The sequence below is a fragment of the Streptomyces sp. NPDC007991 genome (assembly GCF_042958445.1).
In the GTDB taxonomy this organism is placed as follows: Bacteria; Actinomycetota; Actinomycetes; order Streptomycetales; family Streptomycetaceae; genus Streptomyces.
Window position 1 is genome coordinate 451430 of sequence record NZ_JBIBJD010000001.1, and the last position, 18590, is coordinate 470019.

Annotated in this window: 20 protein-coding genes; 9 read left to right on the plus strand and 11 right to left on the minus strand. The window is 73.0% G+C overall.

From position 1 onward, the window contains the following. Positions 1-266: 266 nt before the first annotated feature. Positions 267-1910: a DUF692 family multinuclear iron-containing protein gene (locus ACFZDA_RS01885; RefSeq protein WP_391073367.1), complete on the minus strand. Its 1644-nt coding sequence runs from the start codon at positions 1908-1910 to the stop codon at positions 267-269. 182 nt (positions 1911-2092) lie between these two features. Here ACFZDA_RS01885 and ACFZDA_RS01890 point away from each other — a divergent pair, with 182 nt between their 5' ends. Then, positions 2093-2611 carry an ion channel gene (locus ACFZDA_RS01890; RefSeq protein ID WP_391073370.1) on the plus strand — a complete coding sequence of 173 codons (519 nt, stop codon included), beginning with the start codon at positions 2093-2095 and terminating at the stop codon, positions 2609-2611. 106 nt (positions 2612-2717) lie between these two features. Here ACFZDA_RS01890 and ACFZDA_RS01895 read toward each other — a convergent pair whose 3' ends face one another. Next, entirely contained in the window at positions 2718-3479 is a 762-nt protein-coding gene (locus tag ACFZDA_RS01895) for a peptidyl-tRNA hydrolase (protein WP_391073373.1), read from the minus strand. A 42-nt stretch (positions 3480-3521) separates the two neighbouring features. On the opposite strand from ACFZDA_RS01895, the gene ACFZDA_RS01900 reads away from it, so the two are divergent. Both ACFZDA_RS01900 and ACFZDA_RS01905 read left to right on the plus strand, forming a co-directional pair. After that, positions 3522-4388, plus strand: a complete 867-nt coding sequence (locus ACFZDA_RS01900; protein WP_391073376.1) for an ATP-binding cassette domain-containing protein — start codon at positions 3522-3524, stop codon at positions 4386-4388. Then, positions 4385-5056 (plus strand): ABC transporter, encoded by a 672-nt coding sequence (locus tag ACFZDA_RS01905; RefSeq protein ID WP_391073378.1) that lies wholly within the window; start codon positions 4385-4387, stop codon positions 5054-5056. Before ACFZDA_RS01900 ends, ACFZDA_RS01905 begins: the two co-directional genes overlap by 4 nt. Here the strand turns inward: ACFZDA_RS01905 and ACFZDA_RS01910 are convergent. Continuing rightward, the gene (locus ACFZDA_RS01910; RefSeq protein WP_391073381.1) at positions 5048-5227 is read right to left on the minus strand and encodes a hypothetical protein; all 180 of its coding nucleotides are present in this window, start codon (positions 5225-5227) and stop codon (positions 5048-5050) included. The genes ACFZDA_RS01905 and ACFZDA_RS01910 overlap by 9 nt on opposite strands. A gap of 39 nt (positions 5228-5266) precedes the next feature. Then, entirely contained in the window at positions 5267-6787 is a 1521-nt protein-coding gene (locus tag ACFZDA_RS01915; RefSeq protein WP_391073384.1) for an FAD-dependent oxidoreductase, read from the minus strand. Positions 6788-6872: 85 nt separating this feature from the next. Here ACFZDA_RS01915 and ACFZDA_RS01920 point away from each other — a divergent pair, with 85 nt between their 5' ends. Together ACFZDA_RS01920 and ACFZDA_RS01925 are read left to right on the plus strand one after the other, a co-directional pair. Beyond that, positions 6873-7247, plus strand: a complete 375-nt coding sequence (locus ACFZDA_RS01920) for a metalloregulator ArsR/SmtB family transcription factor (protein WP_391073387.1) — start codon at positions 6873-6875, stop codon at positions 7245-7247. Further along, on the plus strand, positions 7244-7729 hold the full coding sequence (locus tag ACFZDA_RS01925) for an SRPBCC domain-containing protein (protein WP_391073391.1): 486 nt from the start codon (positions 7244-7246) through the stop codon (positions 7727-7729). Before ACFZDA_RS01920 ends, ACFZDA_RS01925 begins: the two co-directional genes overlap by 4 nt. Positions 7730-7753: 24 nt before the next feature. Here the strand turns inward: ACFZDA_RS01925 and ACFZDA_RS01930 are convergent, their stop codons facing one another. From ACFZDA_RS01930 to zapE, 7 genes are all read right to left on the minus strand, one after another. Further along, positions 7754-8638, minus strand: a complete 885-nt coding sequence (locus ACFZDA_RS01930) for a PPK2 family polyphosphate kinase (protein ID WP_391073393.1) — start codon at positions 8636-8638, stop codon at positions 7754-7756. Positions 8639-8725: 87 nt separating this feature from the next. Next, complete coding sequence (locus tag ACFZDA_RS01935) at positions 8726-10111, minus strand: alkaline phosphatase PhoX (RefSeq protein ID WP_391073395.1); 1386 nt, start codon at positions 10109-10111, stop codon at positions 8726-8728. 90 nt (positions 10112-10201) lie between these two features. Then, positions 10202-11092: an SPFH domain-containing protein gene (locus ACFZDA_RS01940; protein ID WP_391073398.1), complete on the minus strand. Its 891-nt coding sequence runs from the start codon at positions 11090-11092 to the stop codon at positions 10202-10204. 156 nt (positions 11093-11248) lie between these two features. Further along, entirely contained in the window at positions 11249-12742 is a 1494-nt protein-coding gene (locus tag ACFZDA_RS01945; RefSeq protein WP_391073401.1) for a SulP family inorganic anion transporter, read from the minus strand. An 8-nt stretch (positions 12743-12750) separates the two neighbouring features. Then, entirely contained in the window at positions 12751-13332 is a 582-nt protein-coding gene (locus ACFZDA_RS01950) for a carbonic anhydrase (RefSeq protein WP_391073404.1), read from the minus strand. 79 nt (positions 13333-13411) lie between these two features. After that, complete coding sequence (locus ACFZDA_RS01955; RefSeq protein WP_391073406.1) at positions 13412-13840, minus strand: hypothetical protein; 429 nt, start codon at positions 13838-13840, stop codon at positions 13412-13414. Between the two features lie 164 nt (positions 13841-14004). Continuing rightward, positions 14005-15102 carry a cell division protein ZapE gene (zapE, locus tag ACFZDA_RS01960; RefSeq protein WP_391073409.1) on the minus strand — a complete coding sequence of 366 codons (1098 nt, stop codon included), beginning with the start codon at positions 15100-15102 and terminating at the stop codon, positions 14005-14007. Positions 15103-15139: 37 nt separating this feature from the next. Between zapE and ACFZDA_RS01965 the strand changes: the two genes are divergently transcribed. The 4 genes from ACFZDA_RS01965 (at position 15140) to msrB (ending at position 18577) form a co-directional block, all read left to right on the plus strand. Next, positions 15140-15955 carry a dihydrofolate reductase family protein gene (locus tag ACFZDA_RS01965; RefSeq protein ID WP_391073412.1) on the plus strand — a complete coding sequence of 272 codons (816 nt, stop codon included), beginning with the start codon at positions 15140-15142 and terminating at the stop codon, positions 15953-15955. Positions 15956-16207: 252 nt separating this feature from the next. Further along, a complete protein-coding gene (locus ACFZDA_RS01970) occupies positions 16208-16681 on the plus strand; it encodes an indole-3-glycerol phosphate synthase (RefSeq protein WP_391073415.1) in 474 nt (157 codons plus the stop codon). Between the two features lie 82 nt (positions 16682-16763). Beyond that, positions 16764-18155: a UDP-N-acetylmuramate--L-alanine ligase gene (gene murC / locus ACFZDA_RS01975; protein ID WP_391073418.1), complete on the plus strand. Its 1392-nt coding sequence runs from the start codon at positions 16764-16766 to the stop codon at positions 18153-18155. Positions 18156-18169: 14 nt separating this feature from the next. Beyond that, positions 18170-18577 carry a peptide-methionine (R)-S-oxide reductase MsrB gene (gene msrB, locus ACFZDA_RS01980; protein ID WP_391073420.1) on the plus strand — a complete coding sequence of 136 codons (408 nt, stop codon included), beginning with the start codon at positions 18170-18172 and terminating at the stop codon, positions 18575-18577. The last annotated feature ends 13 nt before the right edge of the window (positions 18578-18590 follow it).

Consider the following 18590-nt stretch of genomic DNA (forward strand, 5'->3'; position numbering starts at 1 on the left):
CATGTTACTGCGGGGTCTACGTCAACTGCCGTACAGGGGCGAATCGTTGTAACGGGGGCAGGACGGGGCGATTGAGGGAGGCAGGGCGGGGGACTCACGGGGGCAAAGGGGCGCAAAACGCTCCCTGGCTCCAGGCAGGCCGGACCCGGGTGTTATCCCGGGCACACTCGCGTGCGGATGAGTGGGCCCGAGTCGCGGCCGCCGGTGACGCCGTGCCGGAGGAGGAGGCCGTGGCGGGGGCGAAACGCTGACGGGCGATTCCCGCGTCAACGCCGGAGCAGCGCCTTCCGGGTGGCGCGGGCCAGCCGGCGGACCGGGCGTCGCGAGCGCGGCGCCGGTCCCGACCGCTCCAGCCACCACTCCCGCAGCTCCCGCCGCGCCGCGGCGTCCCCGGGCCGCCCGGCGGACAGCAGATGCTCGGAGAAGGTGAGCGCGTCGCGCCGGTAGCCGCCGGTCATCGGCTGGGACTGGGCGTACGCGAGGAACGCCGTACGGTAGTCCGCCCCGAGGATCTCCGGCAGTTCGGGCGCGACCTTCGCCACGACGTCCGCCCGCTTCGCGGCGAGCGCCCGGGCCTGTACGCCGACCCGCACCCGGTCGAACCCCTCGGGCACGGGCGTCCCCGCGACCAGCGCCGACAGCAGCGCGGCCTGCGCGACCCCGAGCCGCTGCCGGGCCTCGTCGACGCCGGTGTGTTCGGGCCGGCCGGAGGCGCCCCGTGTCGCCCCGGCCGCCCCGGTCTCATGGCCCTGCGACTGCCCCGCCGCCACGAGCGGCTCGCACCGCTCGGCCCGGGACCCCGCACCGGGCACGTCCGGCACCGGCGTGCCGACGGCCCCCGGCGTGGCTGCGTCGCTGCGCGCGGGCGCGCCGGCGCGAGCCTTACCCCGGCCTGCGGGTGCGGTTTCCGGCCGGCGGGTCTCGCCCCGGCCTTCCGGTGTGGCTTCCGGCTGTTGGGTGTGGCTCCGGCCTTCTGGCGATGCCTTTGGCTGTCGCGTCTCGCGCTGGCCTTCCGGTGCGGCCTCCGGCCGCCGCGCGGCGACCGCGTGGCCCGCCGCGCGTACCTGTGCCTTCACCCGTTCGACGGCCCCCGCGTCCAGAGCCCGGCGGATCGAGGCCAGTTCGGTCTCCAGTTCCGCCGGTTCCGGGAAGTTCTCGTCGCGTTCCAGCAGGACCCCCGGCGGGGACACGCGGGAGGCGAGGTCGGTCAGGATGTCGAGGACCGGCCGGGGGACGGGGTGGGCGTGGCTGTCGTGCCAGACGCCGTCGCGTTCGAAACCGCCGGCGACATGGACGTAGGCGATGGCCTCCAAGGGCAGCTCGGCCAGGGCCTTGGCGGGGTCCTCGGCGCGGTTGACGTGGTTGGTGTGCAGATTGGCCACGTCGATGAGGAGCCGGACGCCCGTGCGGTCGGCGAGCTCGTACAGGAACTGGCCCTCCGTCATCTCCTCGCCCGGCCAGGAGATCAGCGCGGCGATGTTCTCGACGGCCAGCGGCACCGGCAGCGCCTGCTGCGCCACGCGCACGTTCTCGCACAGCACGTCGAGCGCGTCCCGGGTCCGGGGGACGGGCAGCAGATGGCCGGCTTCCAGGTGCGGCGTCGCCGTCAGGGAACCACCGGCCCGTACGAACGCGATGTGCTCGGTGACCAGCGGTGAGCCGAGTGCCTCCACCCGCTCGGCCAGCGCGGCCAGACGGCCCTCGTCGGGCCGGTCCGCACCCCCGAGGCCGAGCGAGACGCCGTGCGGCACCACGGTGACGCCGCGCTCGCGCAGCCGCCGCAGCGACTCGGGCAGATGCCCGGGGCAGACGTTCTCGGCCACGGTCTCGACCCAGTCGATGCCCGGCATGCGCTCCACGGCGTCCGCGATCTCCGGTCGCCATCCGATGCCCGTCCCCAGTCGCTCCATTGTCCCCTCCTCCGCACAGCCGGTTCCTCGAACGTGAGGGGGGTATGGCCCAGCCGCCCGCCCTCGAACCCCGCCATGGGCGCCTTCAGAGGAACATTTGAGGTTCGGCCCCCGACGGCCCCGGCCCCACCGACGGAGGCACCAAAGTCGCGCCACCCCCCGGTACGCCGTAGACCGGACTTATGCGCGATGGCAGCGGGCGGTGGGTGTGGGCCGCCGCCGGGGGACTGGTGGTCGCCGTCGGCACGGCCTACTTCCTGCTCCCGCTGGAGGGGCTCGGCAAGGACCGCTCCCGGCTGGGCTGGCCGCTGTTCGCCCTGTGCCTGGGGCTGCTGGCCGCGCTGCTGCTGCGCCAGGTGCGCTACGTCGTGCTGGAGAAGCCGCACACCCGGCCGGGCGTCATGATCCCGCTGCTGATGTGCCTGGCCGTGCTGGTCTTCTCGGCGGGGTACTACGCCCTCGCCCAGCGGCCGGGCCAGTTCACCGGCCTGAGCACCCGCGTCGACGCGCTGTACTTCACCGTCGTCACCCTCGCGACGGTCGGCTACGGGGACATCACCCCGAGCGGGCAGGAGGCCCGCCTGGTGGCGGTCGCCCAGATCCTGTACACGTTCATCTTCCTCACGGCGGCGGCCACCGCGCTCTCGCGCCGGCTGCACGCCGTGGTCGCCGCACGCGACCGGCGTACGCCGCCCTCCTGACCCGGGGGCCGGGGGCATCTGATCGTCGGTGTGCTCGTGGTGGCGGCCGGGGGTCTCGCTCTCGGCCGCCACCCTGATGGTCCGGCCGCGACCGGCGCGCCCGCGGCTACTGCGAACGGGCGGCCGCCTGGCCGCCCGGCGCGTACGGCTCCCGGCGCAGCGCCGGGTGGTCCGCGACCACCGTGCACGAGCCGGGCGCGATCTCCGTGAACCCCGCGTCGCGGACCAACGGCAGCCCACTGCCGGTCAGTCGGGGCCAGCGGCCCGCGTCGGCCGTCCGGACGGCGAGCGGGAAGCCCGCGTCCTGCCAGGCGGCACGCTCCTCGTCGGGCAGCTCCCACCAGGCCAGTTGCGCGGCGTGTCCGGCCTGGGCCATCGCCTTGCCCGCCGACATGCCGAGGTCGGGGTTCAGCCACAGCACGGGAGCGGCCGGGTCCGCCTCCACGGGCGGTTCCGGGTCGTCCAGGTCGGTTCCGGAGACCTGGAGGCGGGCCAGGTCCTTGGGCCAGCCGTCCAGCGGGACCGCCGGGAAGACCCGCACCTCGGCCGCCTTGCCGGTGACGGTGATGCCGGGCAGGGCCTCGGCCCGCCGCCACTCGGCGCCGCGCGCCCGCCGCACCACCTTGCGGATCCGCGCGTCCTGCCAGTCCCGCATCGCCCGCGCCCACGGGCCGTCGCCGGCCGACCGCTCGTCGCTGAGGATCGTCAGCACGGCCCGCGCCGCCGTCTCCAGCGCGTCCGTACGCGCCGGCGGGTCGGCCCGCTCGATCCGCACGACCAGCGGCAGCACGAACTGCGGTGCCGTGTCGCGGTCCGAGGGCTCGGAACGGAAGGGGCTGTCACGCACGGGCGTCGGGTCTTCGCTCACGAATCCCAGTGTGCCAGCCGGAAGATCGTGCAGGATGAGCCCATGCGACGCGACCTCTGCCTGGAGAACGCGGGCCGCCGCTACGGCCTGCGCGGCCCCTGGGTGCTGCGCGGCATCGACCTGACGGTGGCCCCGGGCCGGCTCGTCCGCGTCGAGGGCGCCAACGGCACCGGCAAGTCGACCCTCCTGCGGCTGCTCGCCGGCATCGACGCCCCCAGCGAGGGACGGATCACCGGCCGCCCGCGCACCGCGTACGTCCCCGAGCGGTTCCCGCCGGCCCTGCCCTTCACCGCCGGCGGCTACCTCACCCACCTCGGCGCCGTGCACGGCCTGACCCGCGCTGCGGCCGCCCGCGCCGCCGTCGAGTGGCTGGAGCGCCTCGGGGCCGTCGCGTACGCCGATACGCCGATGGCCCGGCTGTCGAAGGGCAGCAGCCAGAAGGTCGCGGTCGCCCAGGCCCTGCTGGGGGAGCCCGAGCTGCTGGTGCTGGACGAGGCGTGGACCGGCCTGGACACCGATGCCCGCGCCGAGTTGGAGCGGGCGGTCGCCGAGCGCACGGCGGCCGGCGGATCCGTGGTGTTCGTCGACCACGACCCGCGCCGCCTGGCCGGCCTGCCCGACGCGACGTACACCGTGCGCGAGGGCAGCCTCGTCGAGCGGGCCGTGCCGGGGCCGCCGCCGCCCGGACCGCGGGTCACCGTCGAGGTCCAGGGCCCGCCGGACGGACGGCTCCCCGAGGACGTGCGGCGGACCGTCACCTCCGCCGAGGAGACCGCGCCGGGCAGCCACCGCCTCACCGTCCCCGCCCCGCACTCCGACGTCCTGCTCCGCGCCCTGCTCACGGCCCGCCCGCCCTGGCACGTGGTGCGTGTGGAGCGGCAGCCGGACACCCCCGGGAGCCGCCCGTGACCGCCCTCCTGCGCTACCACGCCGCCCTGCTGCTGCGCTCCCAGCGCTGGCTGCCGCCGTTCCTGCTGTACGCGGCCTTCCTCGCGATCAGCGTCCAGGCCGGGCAGCCGGTGCTCGACTCGCTCGGCTACACGGCCGCCGCGCTGCTGCCCGTCGCCGCCTGGCTGGCGCGGATCTGCGTCACGGCCGAGCCGCAGGCCGCGCGCGGCTGCGTGGCGGCGGCCGCCGGGCCCGCCCGCGCCCATGTGGCCTGCCTGCTGGTGGCGTTGTCCGGCGCGGCGGCGCTCGGCACGGTCGCGACCCTCGGCGTGACGCTGCTGAGCGCTCCGGTCGCCTCGGACCACCGCACCCCGGTGCCGCTCGCCCCCGCCTGCGGGGCCGGGCTGCTCGCCGCCCTGGCCTGCGCCCTGCTCGGCACGGCCGTCGGCGCGCTCACCAGCCGGCCGCTGCTGCGGTCGCGGGGCCGTGCCGTCCTGGCCCTGCTGCTCGCCGCGCTGCTGTCCCTCGTCGCGACCGGCTCCCCGGCGCAGGCGGCGGTGCAGGGCCTGGTGACCGGCTCACGCTTGGGCACCGTCCCGCTGCCGGTGCTGCCCCTTGTCGCGGCAGCCCTGGTCACGGCGGCCGCGCTGGCCCTGGCCGGTGCGCTCGCCTCTCGCAGATCACCCTGAACAGGCGGTGCGCTGCGCCTCCTGCCACTCGCAGACGGGGCAGAGGGTGATGCCCTTGTACGACTCCGGGTACTGCGTCGGCTCCCGGCACAGCACGCACTCGGCGTACGGCGGCCCCTGGGCCCGGGGCGGCCTGGTCGCGTCGATCAGGCAGTAGTCGTCCTCGCTCATACGCCCAGCGTAGGCCTGGGCGGCGGCGTCACCGGCCGGTCAGAGGTCCCGCTGCTCCAGCGGCTTGGTCGCCGGGCCCTGGATCACCTTGCCGTCCGTGTCGAAGCGGGAGCCGTGACAGGGGCACTCCCAGGCGTGTTCGGCCGAGTTGAAGGCGACCAGGCAGCCCAGGTGGGTGCAGCGGGCGGAGACGGAGTGCAGGTTCCCCTCGTCGTCCCGGTAGACGGCGAGGCGGTGGTGCCCGTCGGCGCGGACCACGGCACCCTCGCCGGGAGGCAGGGACTCCACCGGGGGCGAGGGCCGCAGCCGGTCCCCGACGAAGTGGCCGGCGACCTTGGCCTGGGTCCTGAGGAACGCCGGCGCCTCCCGCACGGCGGGCTTCAGCCGGCGCGGATCGTACAGCCCGCTCCACTCGCGCTCCTCACCGGTGATCTGCGCGGCGAGGAGGCTGCCCGCCATGATGCCGCCGGTCATGCCCCAGCCGCCGAAGCCGGTGGCCACATAGGCGTGCCGGGCGCCCGGGTGCAGGGGCCCGACCATCGGCACGGTGTCGGTCGGGCTGTTGTCCTGCGTGGCCCACCGGTGGGTGACGTCCAGGTCCGGGAAGTGCTCGACGGCCCAGGCGGTGAGGCGTTCGACAGCGGCCCGCGGGTCGCCCGTGCCCGGTGTGAAGTGCTCACCGGTGACGATGAGCAGACGCATGTCCCCTTCGTACGGTGCCGTGCGCACCGAGCGGGTGTTCTCGTCGGGCGTGATGAACATGCCGTCCGGGTCCCGGCCCGCCGGGATCGTCCCGGCCACGACCAGTTCGCGCTTCGGTGTCAGCCGGGCGAACAGCAGCGCCCGGTCGAAGATCGGGTAGTGCGTCGCGACGACGACGTCCCGGGCCCGCACCGTCGCCCCGGTCGTGGTCGACAGCCGGCACGGCTCGCCCTCGTCCAGACCGAGGACCGTGGTGTCCTCGAAGATCCGCCCGCCGCGCTCGACCAGGTCGGCGGCGAGGGCCAGCAGGTACTTGCGGGGGTGGAACTGGGCCTGGCCGGTCACCCGGACCGCGCCCGCCACGGGGAAGGGCAGCCCGGTCTCCGTCACGAACGAGGCGGGCAGCCCGGCCTCGGCGGCCGCCCGGGCCTCGGCGCGCAGTTCCTCCACCCGGCCCGCGTCGCAGGCGTACGTGTAGGCGCTCCGGGTCTCCCAGTCGCAGTCGATGCCCAGTTCCCCGGCGATCCCGGCCGCGCGCTCGATCGCCTCGGACTGCGAGCGGGCGTACAGCCGCGCGCCCTCGGGGCCGCGGGTGCGGCGCAGCTTGTCGTAGACGAGCGTGTGCAGGGCGGTGACCTTGGCGGTGGTGTGCCCGGTGACCCCGGCCGCGACCCGCCCGGCCTCCAGCACCGCAACGCCGCGCCCGGCCCGCGTCAGCTCCCACGCCGTGCTCAGTCCGGCGATCCCGGCGCCGATCACCGCCACGTCGACGTCCAGGTCCTCGGTCAGCGCCGGATGGCGGCCGTCGGGTGCCGACTCCATCCAGTACGAGCTGCCGGCCTGCTGCGTCTCGCTCATGCGCCACCGGGTACCCCCGACCCACCGCTTCAGTGGCCGGCGCGTCGCTTTACAGAAGGGGCGGGCAGGACTAACGTACAACCAAATGGTTGTAGATGAGCTGAACGACGAGACGGTGGACCGGCTGTTCCACGCCCTGGCCGACACCACCCGCCGGGACATACTGCGCCGCTGCGTGCGCGGGGAGCTGTCGGTCTCGCGGCTGGCCGAGGCCTATCCGATGAGCTTCGCGGCCGTGCAGAAGCACGTCGCGGTGCTGGAACGGGCCGGCCTCGTGGCCAAGCAGCGCAGCGGACGGGAGCAGCTCGTGCGCACCGACCCCGACGCGGTGGGCCGCGCCCGCCAGGCCCTCGACGAGCTGGAGTCGGCATGGCGCGGGCGCGTGGAGCGGATGGCCCGGCTGCTCGCCGAGGACCCCGGTACCGAAGAGAACGACACACCGGAAGGACCCGAGAGATGAGCGTCACCAGTGTCGACAAGGACCTCGACCACCTCACCCTCACACTGATCGCCGACTTCACCGCCCCGGTGGAGCGCGTGTGGCGGCTGTGGGCCGACCCCCGGCAGCTGGAGCGCTGGTGGGGCCCGCCGTCCTACCCGGCGACCGTGGAGGAGCACGACCTGACCCCCGGCGGGGAGGTCACGTACTTCATGACCGGCCCGGAGGGCGACCGGTACCGCGGCTGGTGGCGCGTCGAGTCCGTCACCGAGCCGACGGCCCTGGAGTTCACCGACGGCTTCGCCGACGACGACGGAAAGCCCAAGGTCGACATGCCGACGATGTCCGTGACGGTGCGGCTCACCGAGCACGGCGGCGGGACCCGGATGGAGATGCGCTCCCTCTTCGACTCCCGTGAGCAGATGGACCAGATCGTCGCCATGGGCATGGAGGAAGGCCTGACGCAGGCCGTCGGCCAGATCGACGCCCTGCTGGCCGCCTGACGGGATCGGGACCGGCCGCCCGGATCAGGGCTGCCGCAGTAGTCGCTTCCGGCATTCCGCCACATCGAAGTCCGGCTCCGGATACCGCGGATCCAGCTCCCGCAGATGCTCCAGCAGGAGCGTGCTGACCGCCCAGTTGCGGTACCACTTGTGGTCGGCCGGGACCAGGTACCAGGGCGCGTACGAGGTGCCGCAGCGCTCCAGGGCCCGCTCGTAGGCGTCCTGGTAGGCGGGCCACAGGGCGCGGTCGTCGATGTCGGACGGGGCGAACTTCCAGCGCTTCTCCGGCTTGTCGAGGCGCCTGAGCAGCCGGCGGCGCTGCTCGTCGTAGGAGAGGTGCAGGAAGCACTTGACCAGGGTCACGCCGTCGTCGGCGAGGGACCGCTCGAAACGGTTGATCCGCTCGTAGCGGCGCTCGATCACGGCGCGGGGCGCGAGGTCCCGGACCCGGGCGACCAGGACGTCCTCGTAGTGCGAGCGGTCGAAGATGCCGAGTTCGCCGGGGAGCGGGAGCGCCTTCTCCACGCGCCACAGGAAGGAGTGCGCGCGCTCCTCGGCGGTCGGTGCCCGGAACGCCGTGATCCGGCAGCCGGACGGGTTGAGCAGCCCGATGACGTGCTTGACCGTGCCGCCCTTGCCGCTGGTGTCCATGCCCTGGAGGACGAGCAGGACGCGGCGCCGGTCGCCCGCTGTGCTCGCCGCCCACAGCCGCTCCTGGAGGCCGGCGAGCCGCTCGCCGATCCTGGCCGTGGCGGCCTTGCCCGCGGCCTTGCCGTCCGGGCCGCCGGGGGTGGCGGCGGCGTCGTGGCGGGACAGGTCGACCGGCTCGCCGCCGGTCAGGCGCAGCCGCTCCCGCAGCGAGGCCCCGCACTCGTCCCCGTCCTGCTTCCTCTCGTCCTTCTCCGCCACCGGGGCCCCCTTCCGGTTCTGTGCCTCGATCGTCCGCCGGGGCGCCGGGTCGCGCATCCGGCGCCCCGGACGGGAGCCGAGCAGCGCTTACCGGCGCCAGGGGCCCGTCACCGCGAACGTGGTGCCGGGGGTGTAGCAGTTGACGTACATCGTGTCGCCGTCGGGCGAGAAGGTCACCCCGGCGAACTCGCCCCACTCGGGCTCCTCCGGGGTGCCGATGTTCTGCCTGCCGCGGGCCATCGCGTACACCTCGCCGCGCCGGGTCACGCCGAAGACGTGCTGGGCGCCGTTGCCGTCCTCGCAGACCATGAGGCCGCCGCTGGGCGCGAGGCAGATGTTGTCCGGCGACTCTCCCGGCAGTTGGACATCGGTGTCGGGGCCGAAGACGACCACCAGGGTCAGCCGTCGCCGGTCCGGGTCGTAGCGCCAGATCTGCCCGAAGTGGTCGGCCGCCGACCCCTCCGCGCTGCGGGCGAACGACGACACGAAGTACACCGACCGGCCGCCCCAGTAACAGCCCTCCAGCTTCTGCGCGTGCGTGATGCCCCCGCGGCCGAAGTCCTGCAGCCGGACCGGTGTCTGCGCCGCCTGCGGGTCCGGTACGTCCACCCACTCGATGCCGTCGAACCGCGCGCCGGTGTCCTGGATCGAGGACAGGTCGGGCACGCCGGGCACGCGCATGGCCTGGAGCCGGCCGCCCGCGCGCAGCGAACCCCGCCCGCCCAGCGGCCTGTCCGGCAGGAAGCGGTAGAACAGGCCGAAGGGCTTCTGGAAGGCGTCCTCCGTCTCGTACACCACGCCCCGCCGGGGGTCGACGGCGATCGCCTCGTGCTGGAAGCGGCCCATCGCGGTCAGCGGTACGGCTCCCGTGCGGTGCGGGTCGACCGGGTCGACCTCGAAGATGAAGCCGTGGTCCTTGGTGTAGCCGTTGGTGCCCGCCCTGTCCTCGGTCTCCTCGCAGGTCAGCCAGGTGCCCCAGGGAGTGGGGCCGCCCGCGCAGTTCACCGCCGTGCCGGCGATCGCGACGCGTTCCGACAGGACGTGGCCCCGGGAGTCCAGCGTCAGGGCCGTGCAGCCGCCCTTGCCCGCCGGGTCGTAGGTGAGGCCCTCGACCGTCGGGACCGGGACCCTGCCGTCGGCGCGGTTCTCGTGGTTGCGGACCAGATGGACCCGGCCGCCCCGGCCCGCGAAGGCCGACATGCCGTCGTGGTTCGAGGGGACCTTGCCCTCGCCGGAGCGCAGCGGGTCGCCCTCGCGGGACAGGACCCGGTAGCGGAAGCCCTCCGGAAGGTCGAGCAGGCCCTTCGGGTCGGGGACGAGCGGGCCGTAGCCGCCGCCGTGGCCGAGGTCCTGGGCGGCGGCGGTACCGGCGAAGAGTTCGGACAGGGCACCGGAGAACGCGATCCCGACGCCCAGGGCGCCCGTCCCGGCGAGCATCTGACGTCGTGTGGCGATACGACCGGATGTGGTCATGGGGAAACCTTCCTGCTGGCGGACAGGAACTGTGATCCCGCTGTGTCTATCACCTGGTGCGGGTCGCGGGAACCACGCGCGTAGCGTGGCTCACCGCTCGACCGCGCGCCGCAGCTCGTCGATGGCCTGTTCGGCGGTGTCGACGGGCTGCTCTCCCGGTGCCGGTGCCGGCCGGCTTCCCTCTTGCCGGTCTTGCTGCGCGCCTTCCTGAAGTGCCGCCTCCTGATGGCCCCGCTCCAGGAACCGCAGGAGCTCCACCGGGATGGGCAGCACCAGTGTGGAGTTCTTCTCCGCCGCCACGGCCATGACCGTCTGCAGCAGGCGGAGCTGGAGCGCGGACGGCGTGTCGGCCATCTGCTGGGCGGCCTGTGACAGCTTCTTCGAGGCCTGGTACTCGGCGTCGGCGTTGATCACCCGGGCCCGCCGCTCGCGGTCGGCCTCGGCCTGGCGGGCCATGGAGCGCTTCATCGTGTCCGGCAGGGACACGTCCTTGATCTCCACGCGGTCGATGGTCACGCCCCACTCCACGGCCGGGCTGTCGATCATCAGCTCCAGGCCCTGGTTGAGCTTCTCCCGGTTGGACAGGAGGTCGTCCAGTTCGCTCTTGCCGATGATCGAGCGCAGGGAGGTCTGTGCCATCTGGGAGACCGCGAAACGGTAGTCCTCGACGTTGACGACCGCCGCCGCCGGGTCCACGACCTTGAAGTACACGACGGCGTCGACCCGCACGGTCACGTTGTCGCGGGTGATGCCCTCCTGGGCGGGCACCGGCATGGTCACGATCTGCAGGTTGACCTTACGCATCCGGTCCACCGCGGGGATGATGATGTTGAATCCGGGCCGCCGCGCCTCCCCGTGCAGCCGTCCGAGCCGGAACACGACCCCGCGCTCGTACTGCTTGACGACGCGCGCCGCCGAGGCCAGATACACCAGCCCCGCGGCTCCGGCCGCCACCACCGCCCCGATCAGCTCTTCGACCATGCCGACACCCCCGTCCAGAGGTCCCGATTCGTCCGTTGCTGTAACGATATGCCCGCCATCGGGGTCGAGGCCATGCCCGGACAGACAAGGCCTGCACGCGAAGGTCCGGGGCGCGCCGCTGGGGCGCGCCCCGGACCAGGGACGTCGGCTGAGTCGCTACGCGGTCGTCGTGACCTTCTCGGCCTCCGGCGACAGCTCCGGCTCCGTGACCTTCACCGGCTCCGTGCCGCTCGCGCTGTGGCGTTCGGCCCAGCTCTCCAGGGCCGTGCGGCAGGCGTGGTCGAGGTGGTGCAGACCCGAGAGGTCAAGCTCGACCGGGCGGTCCTGGGGCAGGCTCTCCAGGTTGTCGAGGATCTTCGGCAGCCGCAGGAACGTCGCGTTGCCCGACAGGTACGCCTGGATCGGGCCGGCGCCCTTGTCGATGACCTCCAGCTTGACGTGCGAGGCCTCCCAGGCGGTCTTGACGACCGACAGGGCCAGACCGATCAGGACGCCCTCGAACATGTTCACCGCGACGATCGACACGGCGGTGACGACGAGGATCAGCGCCTCGCCCTTGTGAGCCCGCCACAGCGCCACGACCTGGCGGAACGGGATCAGCTTCCAGCCCGCGTGCACCAGGATGCCGGCGAGGGCGGGGAGCGGGATCAGGGCCAGCGCCCACGGCATCGCGGCGGCGAACAGCAGCAGCCACACGCCGTGCAGCACCCGGGACGCCTTGGTCTTGGCACCCGCGTTGACATTCGCCGAGCTGCGGACGATCACCGCGGTCATGGGCAGCGCGCCGAGCAGACCGCACACGGTGTTGCCCGCGCCCTGGGCGATCATCTCCTTGTTGTACTGGGTACGCGGACCGTTGTGCAGCCGGTCCACGGCCGCCGCGCTGAACAGGCTCTCGGCGGAGGCGATCAGCGCGAACGCGATGATCGTGCCCCAGATGGCCGGGCCGGCCAGCTCGCCGAGCGCCCCGGTCCCGGGCGGCTGGATGACACCGAGCAGGCCCTCCACCTCGACCGTGGCGACCGGCAGGCCGAAGGCGAGCGTGGCGAGCGTGGCCAGGATGACCGCCGCGAGGGCGCCCGGCACGGACTGCACGGCCTTCGGCAGCTTCTTCCACAGCACGATGACGGCGATGGCGCCCGCGCCGATCGCGAGCGACGTCATGGCTTCCGTGCTGCCCAGGGCGTCGGTGAACGCACCCGGCAGCCCCGCGATCTTGCCGATGCCGGACTCCGGCGCCTTCAGTCCCGCCGCCGCGTAGATCTGCCCGGCGATGATCACCAGGCCGATGCCGCAGAGCATGCCCTCGACGACGGAGACGGATATCGCCCTGAACCAGCGGCCTATCCCCAGGAAGCCCATGGCGAGCTGGAGCAGACCGGCCATCAGCACGATCACACCGAGCGCGGCCACCCCGAACTCGCTGACGGCCTCGAAGACCAGCACGGTCATGCCCGCTGCGGGCCCGGACACCTGGAGGCTGCTGCCGGGCATCAATCCGGTGACGAGGCCGCCCACGATGCCGGTGATCAGGCCGAGTTCGGCCGGGACGCCGGAGGCGACGGCCACGCCGACGCACAGCGGCACGGCGACGAGGAAGACGACGATGGAGGCGAGGAAGTCCTGCCTCAGATAAGGGAACTTGGTCACGGTATCCCTCACAGGGTCTCGAAGGTGTCGGTCTCCGCGTGGTGCTGCCACACGGTTCCGGTGTGCACTTCGTAGAACCAGGGGTGCAGGCCGAGTCGGCCCTCCGCCAGGCGGCGCTCGACGCACGGGTACGACCGCAGGCGCAGCACCTGGGTGAGGACGTGGTTCTGCACGGCTTCGGCGACCGCCGGGTCGGCCGGGTCCTCGCACTTGGGCTCTTCGGCGGCGTGCGAGAGCCAGTCGCGCACCGCCGGTACGGCGGCGAGGTCGTCGCCCCGGACCACCGCGCCCACGGCACCGCAGTGCGAGTGGCCGCAGACCACGATGTCCTTGACGCCGAGCACTTCCACGGCGTACTCGATGGTGGCCGCCTCGGACGTGGGGTGCTCCAAGGCGTACGGGGGGACGATGTTGCCCGCGGTGCGCAGCTCGAAGAGCTCGCCGGGCCGGGCGCCCGTGATCAGGGCCGGTACGACCCTGGAGTCGGAGCAGGTGATGAACAGGACGTCGGGGGACTGGCCCTCGGCGAGGCGGGCGAACTCCTCAGGGCGCTGTCCGAACATGCGGGCGTTGTCGATGAGGGGTTGCATAAGTGGTGACTCCTCCTGGCGCGCAGTGGGGGCGCGTCGGACGGGCATGACAGAGGTGGGGATGGAACTGCTCTGTTCCTCAGCAGCGGAAGACCTGAAGTGCTGCCGGTGTGTGTGACGCCGAGGATCTCGACGTGCGTTCGTGCGCGACGCCGGGTGTGACCCGGTCCGGCGCTGTCGGCGGAATGTGCCGCAGCGGGTGCCGATCGGGCGCCGAGGGCGCCGAGTCGGTGTGGTGGGACCGGTCGCGGGTCCGCAGGGGGCCGGTCGGGCTCCCGTGGTGTCCGGCGCGGCAGGTCGCGATCTCGTCGCGCAGGGCCTTCCCGGACAGCTTGGCCCCGGGGCGCGAGGACTTACCGGAGGGTTCAATTCCGGGCTGAGCGTTGGCCTCGACTTCGCTGGGCGTGTGCGCGGATGCGAAGGACGCCGTCGGTGCGAAGAGCTGGAGGGCGAGCAGGACGGCGGCGAGGATCGAAACCACGGTCCGTGCCGTCGTACCTCGGTACATGCGCCCCCCTTCAGGTGATTCACACGTCTGGCGTTGACCAACACTTGGTCAATGGCTGGTCAAGAAACACATTAACCCTGCAAGGTCATTTGCAGGGTTAACTTAACGTTTCGAGCTGAAGAGAGCCTGAAAACCGTGGGTGGGGTGGCTTGAACCAGGCCTGATCACCGAGGGTTTGTCAGCTTGCCCGCGTCGCGGGCCAGGGCGGTGAGCCGGGAGATGGCCCGGAAGTACTTCTTGCGGTAGCCGCCGTTCAGCATCTCCTCGCTGAAGAGCTCGTCGAAGGGCACCCCCGAGGCCATCACGGGGACTTCGCGGTCGTACAGCCGGTCCGCGAGGACGACGAGACGGAGCGCCGTCGACTGGTCGGGGACCGGCCGTACGCCGGTGAGGCAGACGGCCTCGATGCCGTCGGTCAGGGCGCCGTACCGGCTGGGATGGACCCGGGCCAGGTGGTCCAGGAGGGGCGGGAACGCGTCGAGGGACGCGCCCTCGGTGGCGTGCGCCGCCTTGGTCACCTGTTCGTCGGAGTACGGCGGCGGCGCCTCGGGCAGGCCGCGGTGGCGGTAGTCCTCGCCGTCGATGCGCAGGGCGCGGAAGTGGGCCGACAGGCCCTGGATCTCGCGGAGGAAGTCGGCCGCGGCGAACCGGCCCTCGCCGAGCTTGCCGGGCAGCGTGTTGGAGGTGGCGGCGAGGGCGACGCCCGCGTCGACGAGCTTGCCGAGCAGCGTGGAGACCAGGACGGTGTCGCCGGGGTCGTCGAGCTCGAACTCGTCGATGCACAGCAGGCGGTGGCCGGACAGGGTCTGGACGGTCTGCTGGAACCCGAGGGCGCCGACCAGGTTGGTCAGCTCCACGAAGGTGCCGAACGCCTTGCGCTCGGGCTCGGCCGGGGTGGCGTGCCAGAGGGACGCCAGCAGATGGGTCTTGCCGACGCCGTAACCGCCGTCGAGGTAGACGCCGCGCGGGCCGGCCGGGGCCTTCTTCGGCGCCCTGCCGAATCCGAACAGCCGCCTCCTGCCCGAGTCGGCCGTCCCGCCCAGACCCGCCGCGAAACCCTCCAGGACCCGGACGGCCTCCGTCTGGCTGGGCTGGTTCGGGTCCGGGATGTACGTGCTGAACCGCACCGAGTCGAACCGCGGTGGCGGCACCATCTCGGCCACCAGCCGATCCGCGGGCACGTGCGGCTCACGAGCGCACAGGGAGAGCGGGGCCGCGTCGGTTATCGGGCCGGTTCCGGAAGGGGCGGGAGAAGGAGACACGGTTCACCATGCTACGGCGCGTGGAACACTGCACGGCATGCGACGTCTGTTCCCTGTGACCGATGAAACAGCAGCTCCGGACCCGGGCGGGAGGCCCGGGGAAGAGGATCGCGGCGGGGCCGGACGGGAGTGGAGCCTGGCCGAGCTGGCCGCCGCGTACGCCTATCCCGCGGCGGGGCCCGGCGGGCCGCTGCCGTGGCTGCGCGCCAACATGGTGTCCACACTGGACGGGGCCGCCCAGCACGACGGCCGTTCGCAGCCCATCTCCAGCGCGACCGACATGCGGATCTTCGGCACGCTGCGCGCGCTGGCGGACGTCGTGGTCGTCGGCGCGCAGACGGTGCGCCAGGAGGGCTACCGGCCGGCACGCGCGCGTGCCGAGTTCGCTGAGCTGAGGGAGGCGGCCGGGCAGGGCCCCGCGCCCGCGGTCGCGGTGGTCTCCGCCAGCCTGGACCTGGACTTCTCGCTGCCCCTGTTCACCTCGCCCCTGGTGCCCACCCTGATCCTCACGGGAGCCTCGGCCCCACCGGACCGGGTCGCCGCCGCCGAGAAGGCGGGCGCCCGGGTGGTCACCGCCGGGGACGGCATCGGCGTGGACCCGGCCCGTGCCGTGCGGGCCCTCGCCGTCCTCGGCCACACCCGGCTGCTGACCGAGGGCGGCCCGCGGCTGCTCGGGCAGCTGGTGGCGGCCGGCGTGCTCGACGAGCTGTGCCTGACCGTCTCCCCGATGCTCACCGCGGGCGACGCGCAGCGCATCGCCAAAGGGCCCGCCGTCACGGTGCCGCAGCGCTTCAGGCTGCTGTCGATGCTGGAGGAGGACGGCTTCCTGTACACGCGGTACGGGCGGTCCTGACGTACTGAACCGGCCGGCACGGGGTACAGGTGTCGGCGGCCGGGAAACCGAACCGGTCGGTAGGTCCGGAATCGGTGCGATGGTTGCCGCCGGTCCGGTAATCGGCGGAATATGCCGTTCCGTTTGGTTTCCGGAGGGCACACTGGATCCGGCAGTGCCCGTGCGACCACGGGGCAGGATGGTTTCCGCGTGGCCCGGGCGGGCCCACGCAGGAGTGGGGCCGCGGGCCCCTGGGAGCAGAAGGGGCGCCTGGTGTTCACAAGCGTATTGATGATCGAGAAGGCCCTGACGTCCGCCGACGTGGAGTTCGTCACGACGTTGCACGGGGAGGAGCCGGTCGCCTTCCAGGTGCTGCTCCAGCCGCGCGGCGAACAGGCGGACCGGCTGCTGCGGGCCATCGACGACGTCGCGCTCGGCGAGCTCGACGAGGCCGTCCGCGAGGGGGAGACGCCGGAGGGCGAGGACGCGCTGAGCGTCGGGCAGCGGGCGCTGGAGGTGTCGCTCGCGGCGTTGCGGGCGTCCGGGAGCGGGGCCGAGGGGCGGCTGATCGAGGATCATCCGCTGGACGCGCTGAAGTCCCTGGTGGAGGAGGTCGGCGCGGACGAGGTCATCGTCCTGACCGACCCTCATTACGTGGAGGAGTTCTTCCACCGGGACTGGGCTTCCCGGGCGCGGCACAAGGTGGGCGTGCCGGTGCTGAAGCTGTTCTCGCACAGCAAGGCGTAGCTCCCGACGGTGTCAACAGCTGTAGACGCTTCGGCATAGGCTGTGCCGCTGAACGTTCCGCACACGCCACAGGGAGACACGCATGGCACCCGGCCTTCCCACCGCCATGGACCGACCGCACTTCATCGGCATCGGCGGAGCCGGGATGTCGGGCATCGCGAAGATCCTCGCGCAGCGCGGGGCCGTGGTGGCGGGCAGTGACGCCAAGGAGTCGGCGACGGCCGAGGCGCTGCGGGCGCTGGGCGTGACGGTGCGCATCGGACACGCCGCCGAGCACCTGGCCGACGACGCCAGCTGTGTGGTCGTGTCGTCGGCGATCCGGCAGGACAACCCCGAACTGGCCCGCGCGGCCGAGCTCGGCATCCCCGTCGTGCACCGCTCCGACGCGCTCGCCGCCCTCATGGAGGGCCTGCGCCCGATCGCGGTTGCCGGCACGCACGGCAAGACGACCACGACCTCGATGCTGGCGGTCTCGCTCGGCGAACTGGGCCTGAAGCCGTCGTACGCGATCGGCGGGGACCTGGACGCGCCCGGCTCCAACGCGCTGCACGGCGAGGGAGAGATCTTCGTCGCCGAGGCGGACGAGTCCGACCGCAGCTTCCACAAGTACGCGCCCGAGGTCGCGATCGTCCTCAACGTGGAGCTCGACCACCACGCCAACTACGCGTCCATGGACGAGATCTACCAGTCGTTCGAGACGTTCGTGGACCGTGTCACCGAGGGCGGCACGCTGGTGATCGCGGCCGATCACGAAGGCGCGCGGGAGCTGACGCGCCGGGTCGCGGGACGCGGTGTGCGGGTGGTGACGTACGGCGAGTCGCCGGACGCCGGCGTGCACATCCTCTCGGTCGTGCCGCAGGGCCTGAAGAGCGAGGTCACCGTCGTGCTGGAGGGCAAGGAGCTGACCTTCACGGTCTCCGTGCCCGGCCGGCACTACGCGCACAACGCGGTGGCCGCGCTCGCGGCGGGCGTGGCGCTCGGCGTCCCCGCCGAGGAGCTGGCCCCGGCGCTGGCGGCGTACACGGGCGTGAAGCGGCGGCTCCAGCTCAAGGGCGAGGCGGCGGGAGTGCAGGTCATCGACTCCTACGCGCACCACCCCACCGAGATGACCGCCGACCTGGAAGCCATGCGCGGGGCGGCGGGCGACGCCCGGATCCTGGTCGTCTTCCAGCCGCACCTCTTCTCGCGGACCCAGGAGCTGGCCAAGGAGATGGGCCAGTCCCTGGCCCTGGCCGACGCCTCGGTCGTGCTGGACATCTACCCGGCCCGTGAGGACCCGATCCCCGGCGTGACCAGCGAGCTGATCATCGAGGCGGCCCGGGCCGCGGGCGCGGACGTGACGCCGGCGCACGACACGGCGGACGTGCCCGCCGTGGTCGCGGGAATGGCGAAGGCGGGGGATCTCGTTCTCACCATGGGAGCGGGCGACGTCACCGACCTCGGCCCGCGCATCCTGGACCGTCTGTCGAACTGAGGGGCTGGAGGCTCATGCCGTACGACGTCGAGAAGCCGGACGAGCAGTGGCGCGCGGAGCTGACCCCGGGCGAGTACGCGGTGCTGCGCCAGGCGGCCACGGAGCCCGCCTTCACCGGTGAGTACACCGACACCAAGACCCGGGGCGTCTACTCCTGCCGTGCCTGCGGGGCGGAGCTGTTCACCTCGGACACGAAGTTCGAGTCCCACTGCGGCTGGCCGTCCTTCTTCGACCCGAAGGACACCGACGCGGTGGAGCTGATCGAGGACCGTTCCCACGGCATGGTCCGCACCGAGGTGCGCTGCGCCCGCTGCGGTTCCCACCTCGGGCACGTGTTCGAGGGTGAGGGGTATCCGACCCCCACCGACCAGCGGTACTGCATCAACAGCATCGCGCTGCGGCTGGCGCCCGCCGAGGGCTGAGGAGGGCCGCGCC

What these genes read in the sequence shown, in the direction of transcription:
- ACFZDA_RS01885 (WP_391073367.1), bottom strand. Translation starts at nt 1,910, where the DNA reads ATGGAGCGACTGGGGACGGGCATCGGATGGCGACCGGAGATCGCGGAC.
- ACFZDA_RS01910 (WP_391073381.1), bottom strand. Translation starts at nt 5,227, where the DNA reads ATGAGCGAGGACGACTACTGCCTGATCGACGCGACCAGGCCGCCCCGG.
- ACFZDA_RS01950 (WP_391073404.1), bottom strand. Translation starts at nt 13,332, where the DNA reads ATGCAACCCCTCATCGACAACGCCCGCATGTTCGGACAGCGCCCTGAG.
- ACFZDA_RS01915 (WP_391073384.1), bottom strand. Translation starts at nt 6,787, where the DNA reads ATGAGCGAGACGCAGCAGGCCGGCAGCTCGTACTGGATGGAGTCGGCA.
- ACFZDA_RS01900 (WP_391073376.1), top strand. Translation starts at nt 3,522, where the DNA reads ATGCGACGCGACCTCTGCCTGGAGAACGCGGGCCGCCGCTACGGCCTG.
- murC (WP_391073418.1), top strand. Translation starts at nt 16,764, where the DNA reads ATGGCACCCGGCCTTCCCACCGCCATGGACCGACCGCACTTCATCGGC.
- ACFZDA_RS01920 (WP_391073387.1), top strand. Translation starts at nt 6,873, where the DNA reads ATGGTTGTAGATGAGCTGAACGACGAGACGGTGGACCGGCTGTTCCAC.
- ACFZDA_RS01955 (WP_391073406.1), bottom strand. Translation starts at nt 13,840, where the DNA reads ATGTACCGAGGTACGACGGCACGGACCGTGGTTTCGATCCTCGCCGCC.
- ACFZDA_RS01965 (WP_391073412.1), top strand. Translation starts at nt 15,140, where the DNA reads ATGCGACGTCTGTTCCCTGTGACCGATGAAACAGCAGCTCCGGACCCG.
- msrB (WP_391073420.1), top strand. Translation starts at nt 18,170, where the DNA reads ATGCCGTACGACGTCGAGAAGCCGGACGAGCAGTGGCGCGCGGAGCTG.
- ACFZDA_RS01935 (WP_391073395.1), bottom strand. Translation starts at nt 10,111, where the DNA reads ATGACCACATCCGGTCGTATCGCCACACGACGTCAGATGCTCGCCGGG.
- ACFZDA_RS01925 (WP_391073391.1), top strand. Translation starts at nt 7,244, where the DNA reads ATGAGCGTCACCAGTGTCGACAAGGACCTCGACCACCTCACCCTCACA.
- ACFZDA_RS01890 (WP_391073370.1), top strand. Translation starts at nt 2,093, where the DNA reads ATGCGCGATGGCAGCGGGCGGTGGGTGTGGGCCGCCGCCGGGGGACTG.
- ACFZDA_RS01940 (WP_391073398.1), bottom strand. Translation starts at nt 11,092, where the DNA reads ATGGTCGAAGAGCTGATCGGGGCGGTGGTGGCGGCCGGAGCCGCGGGG.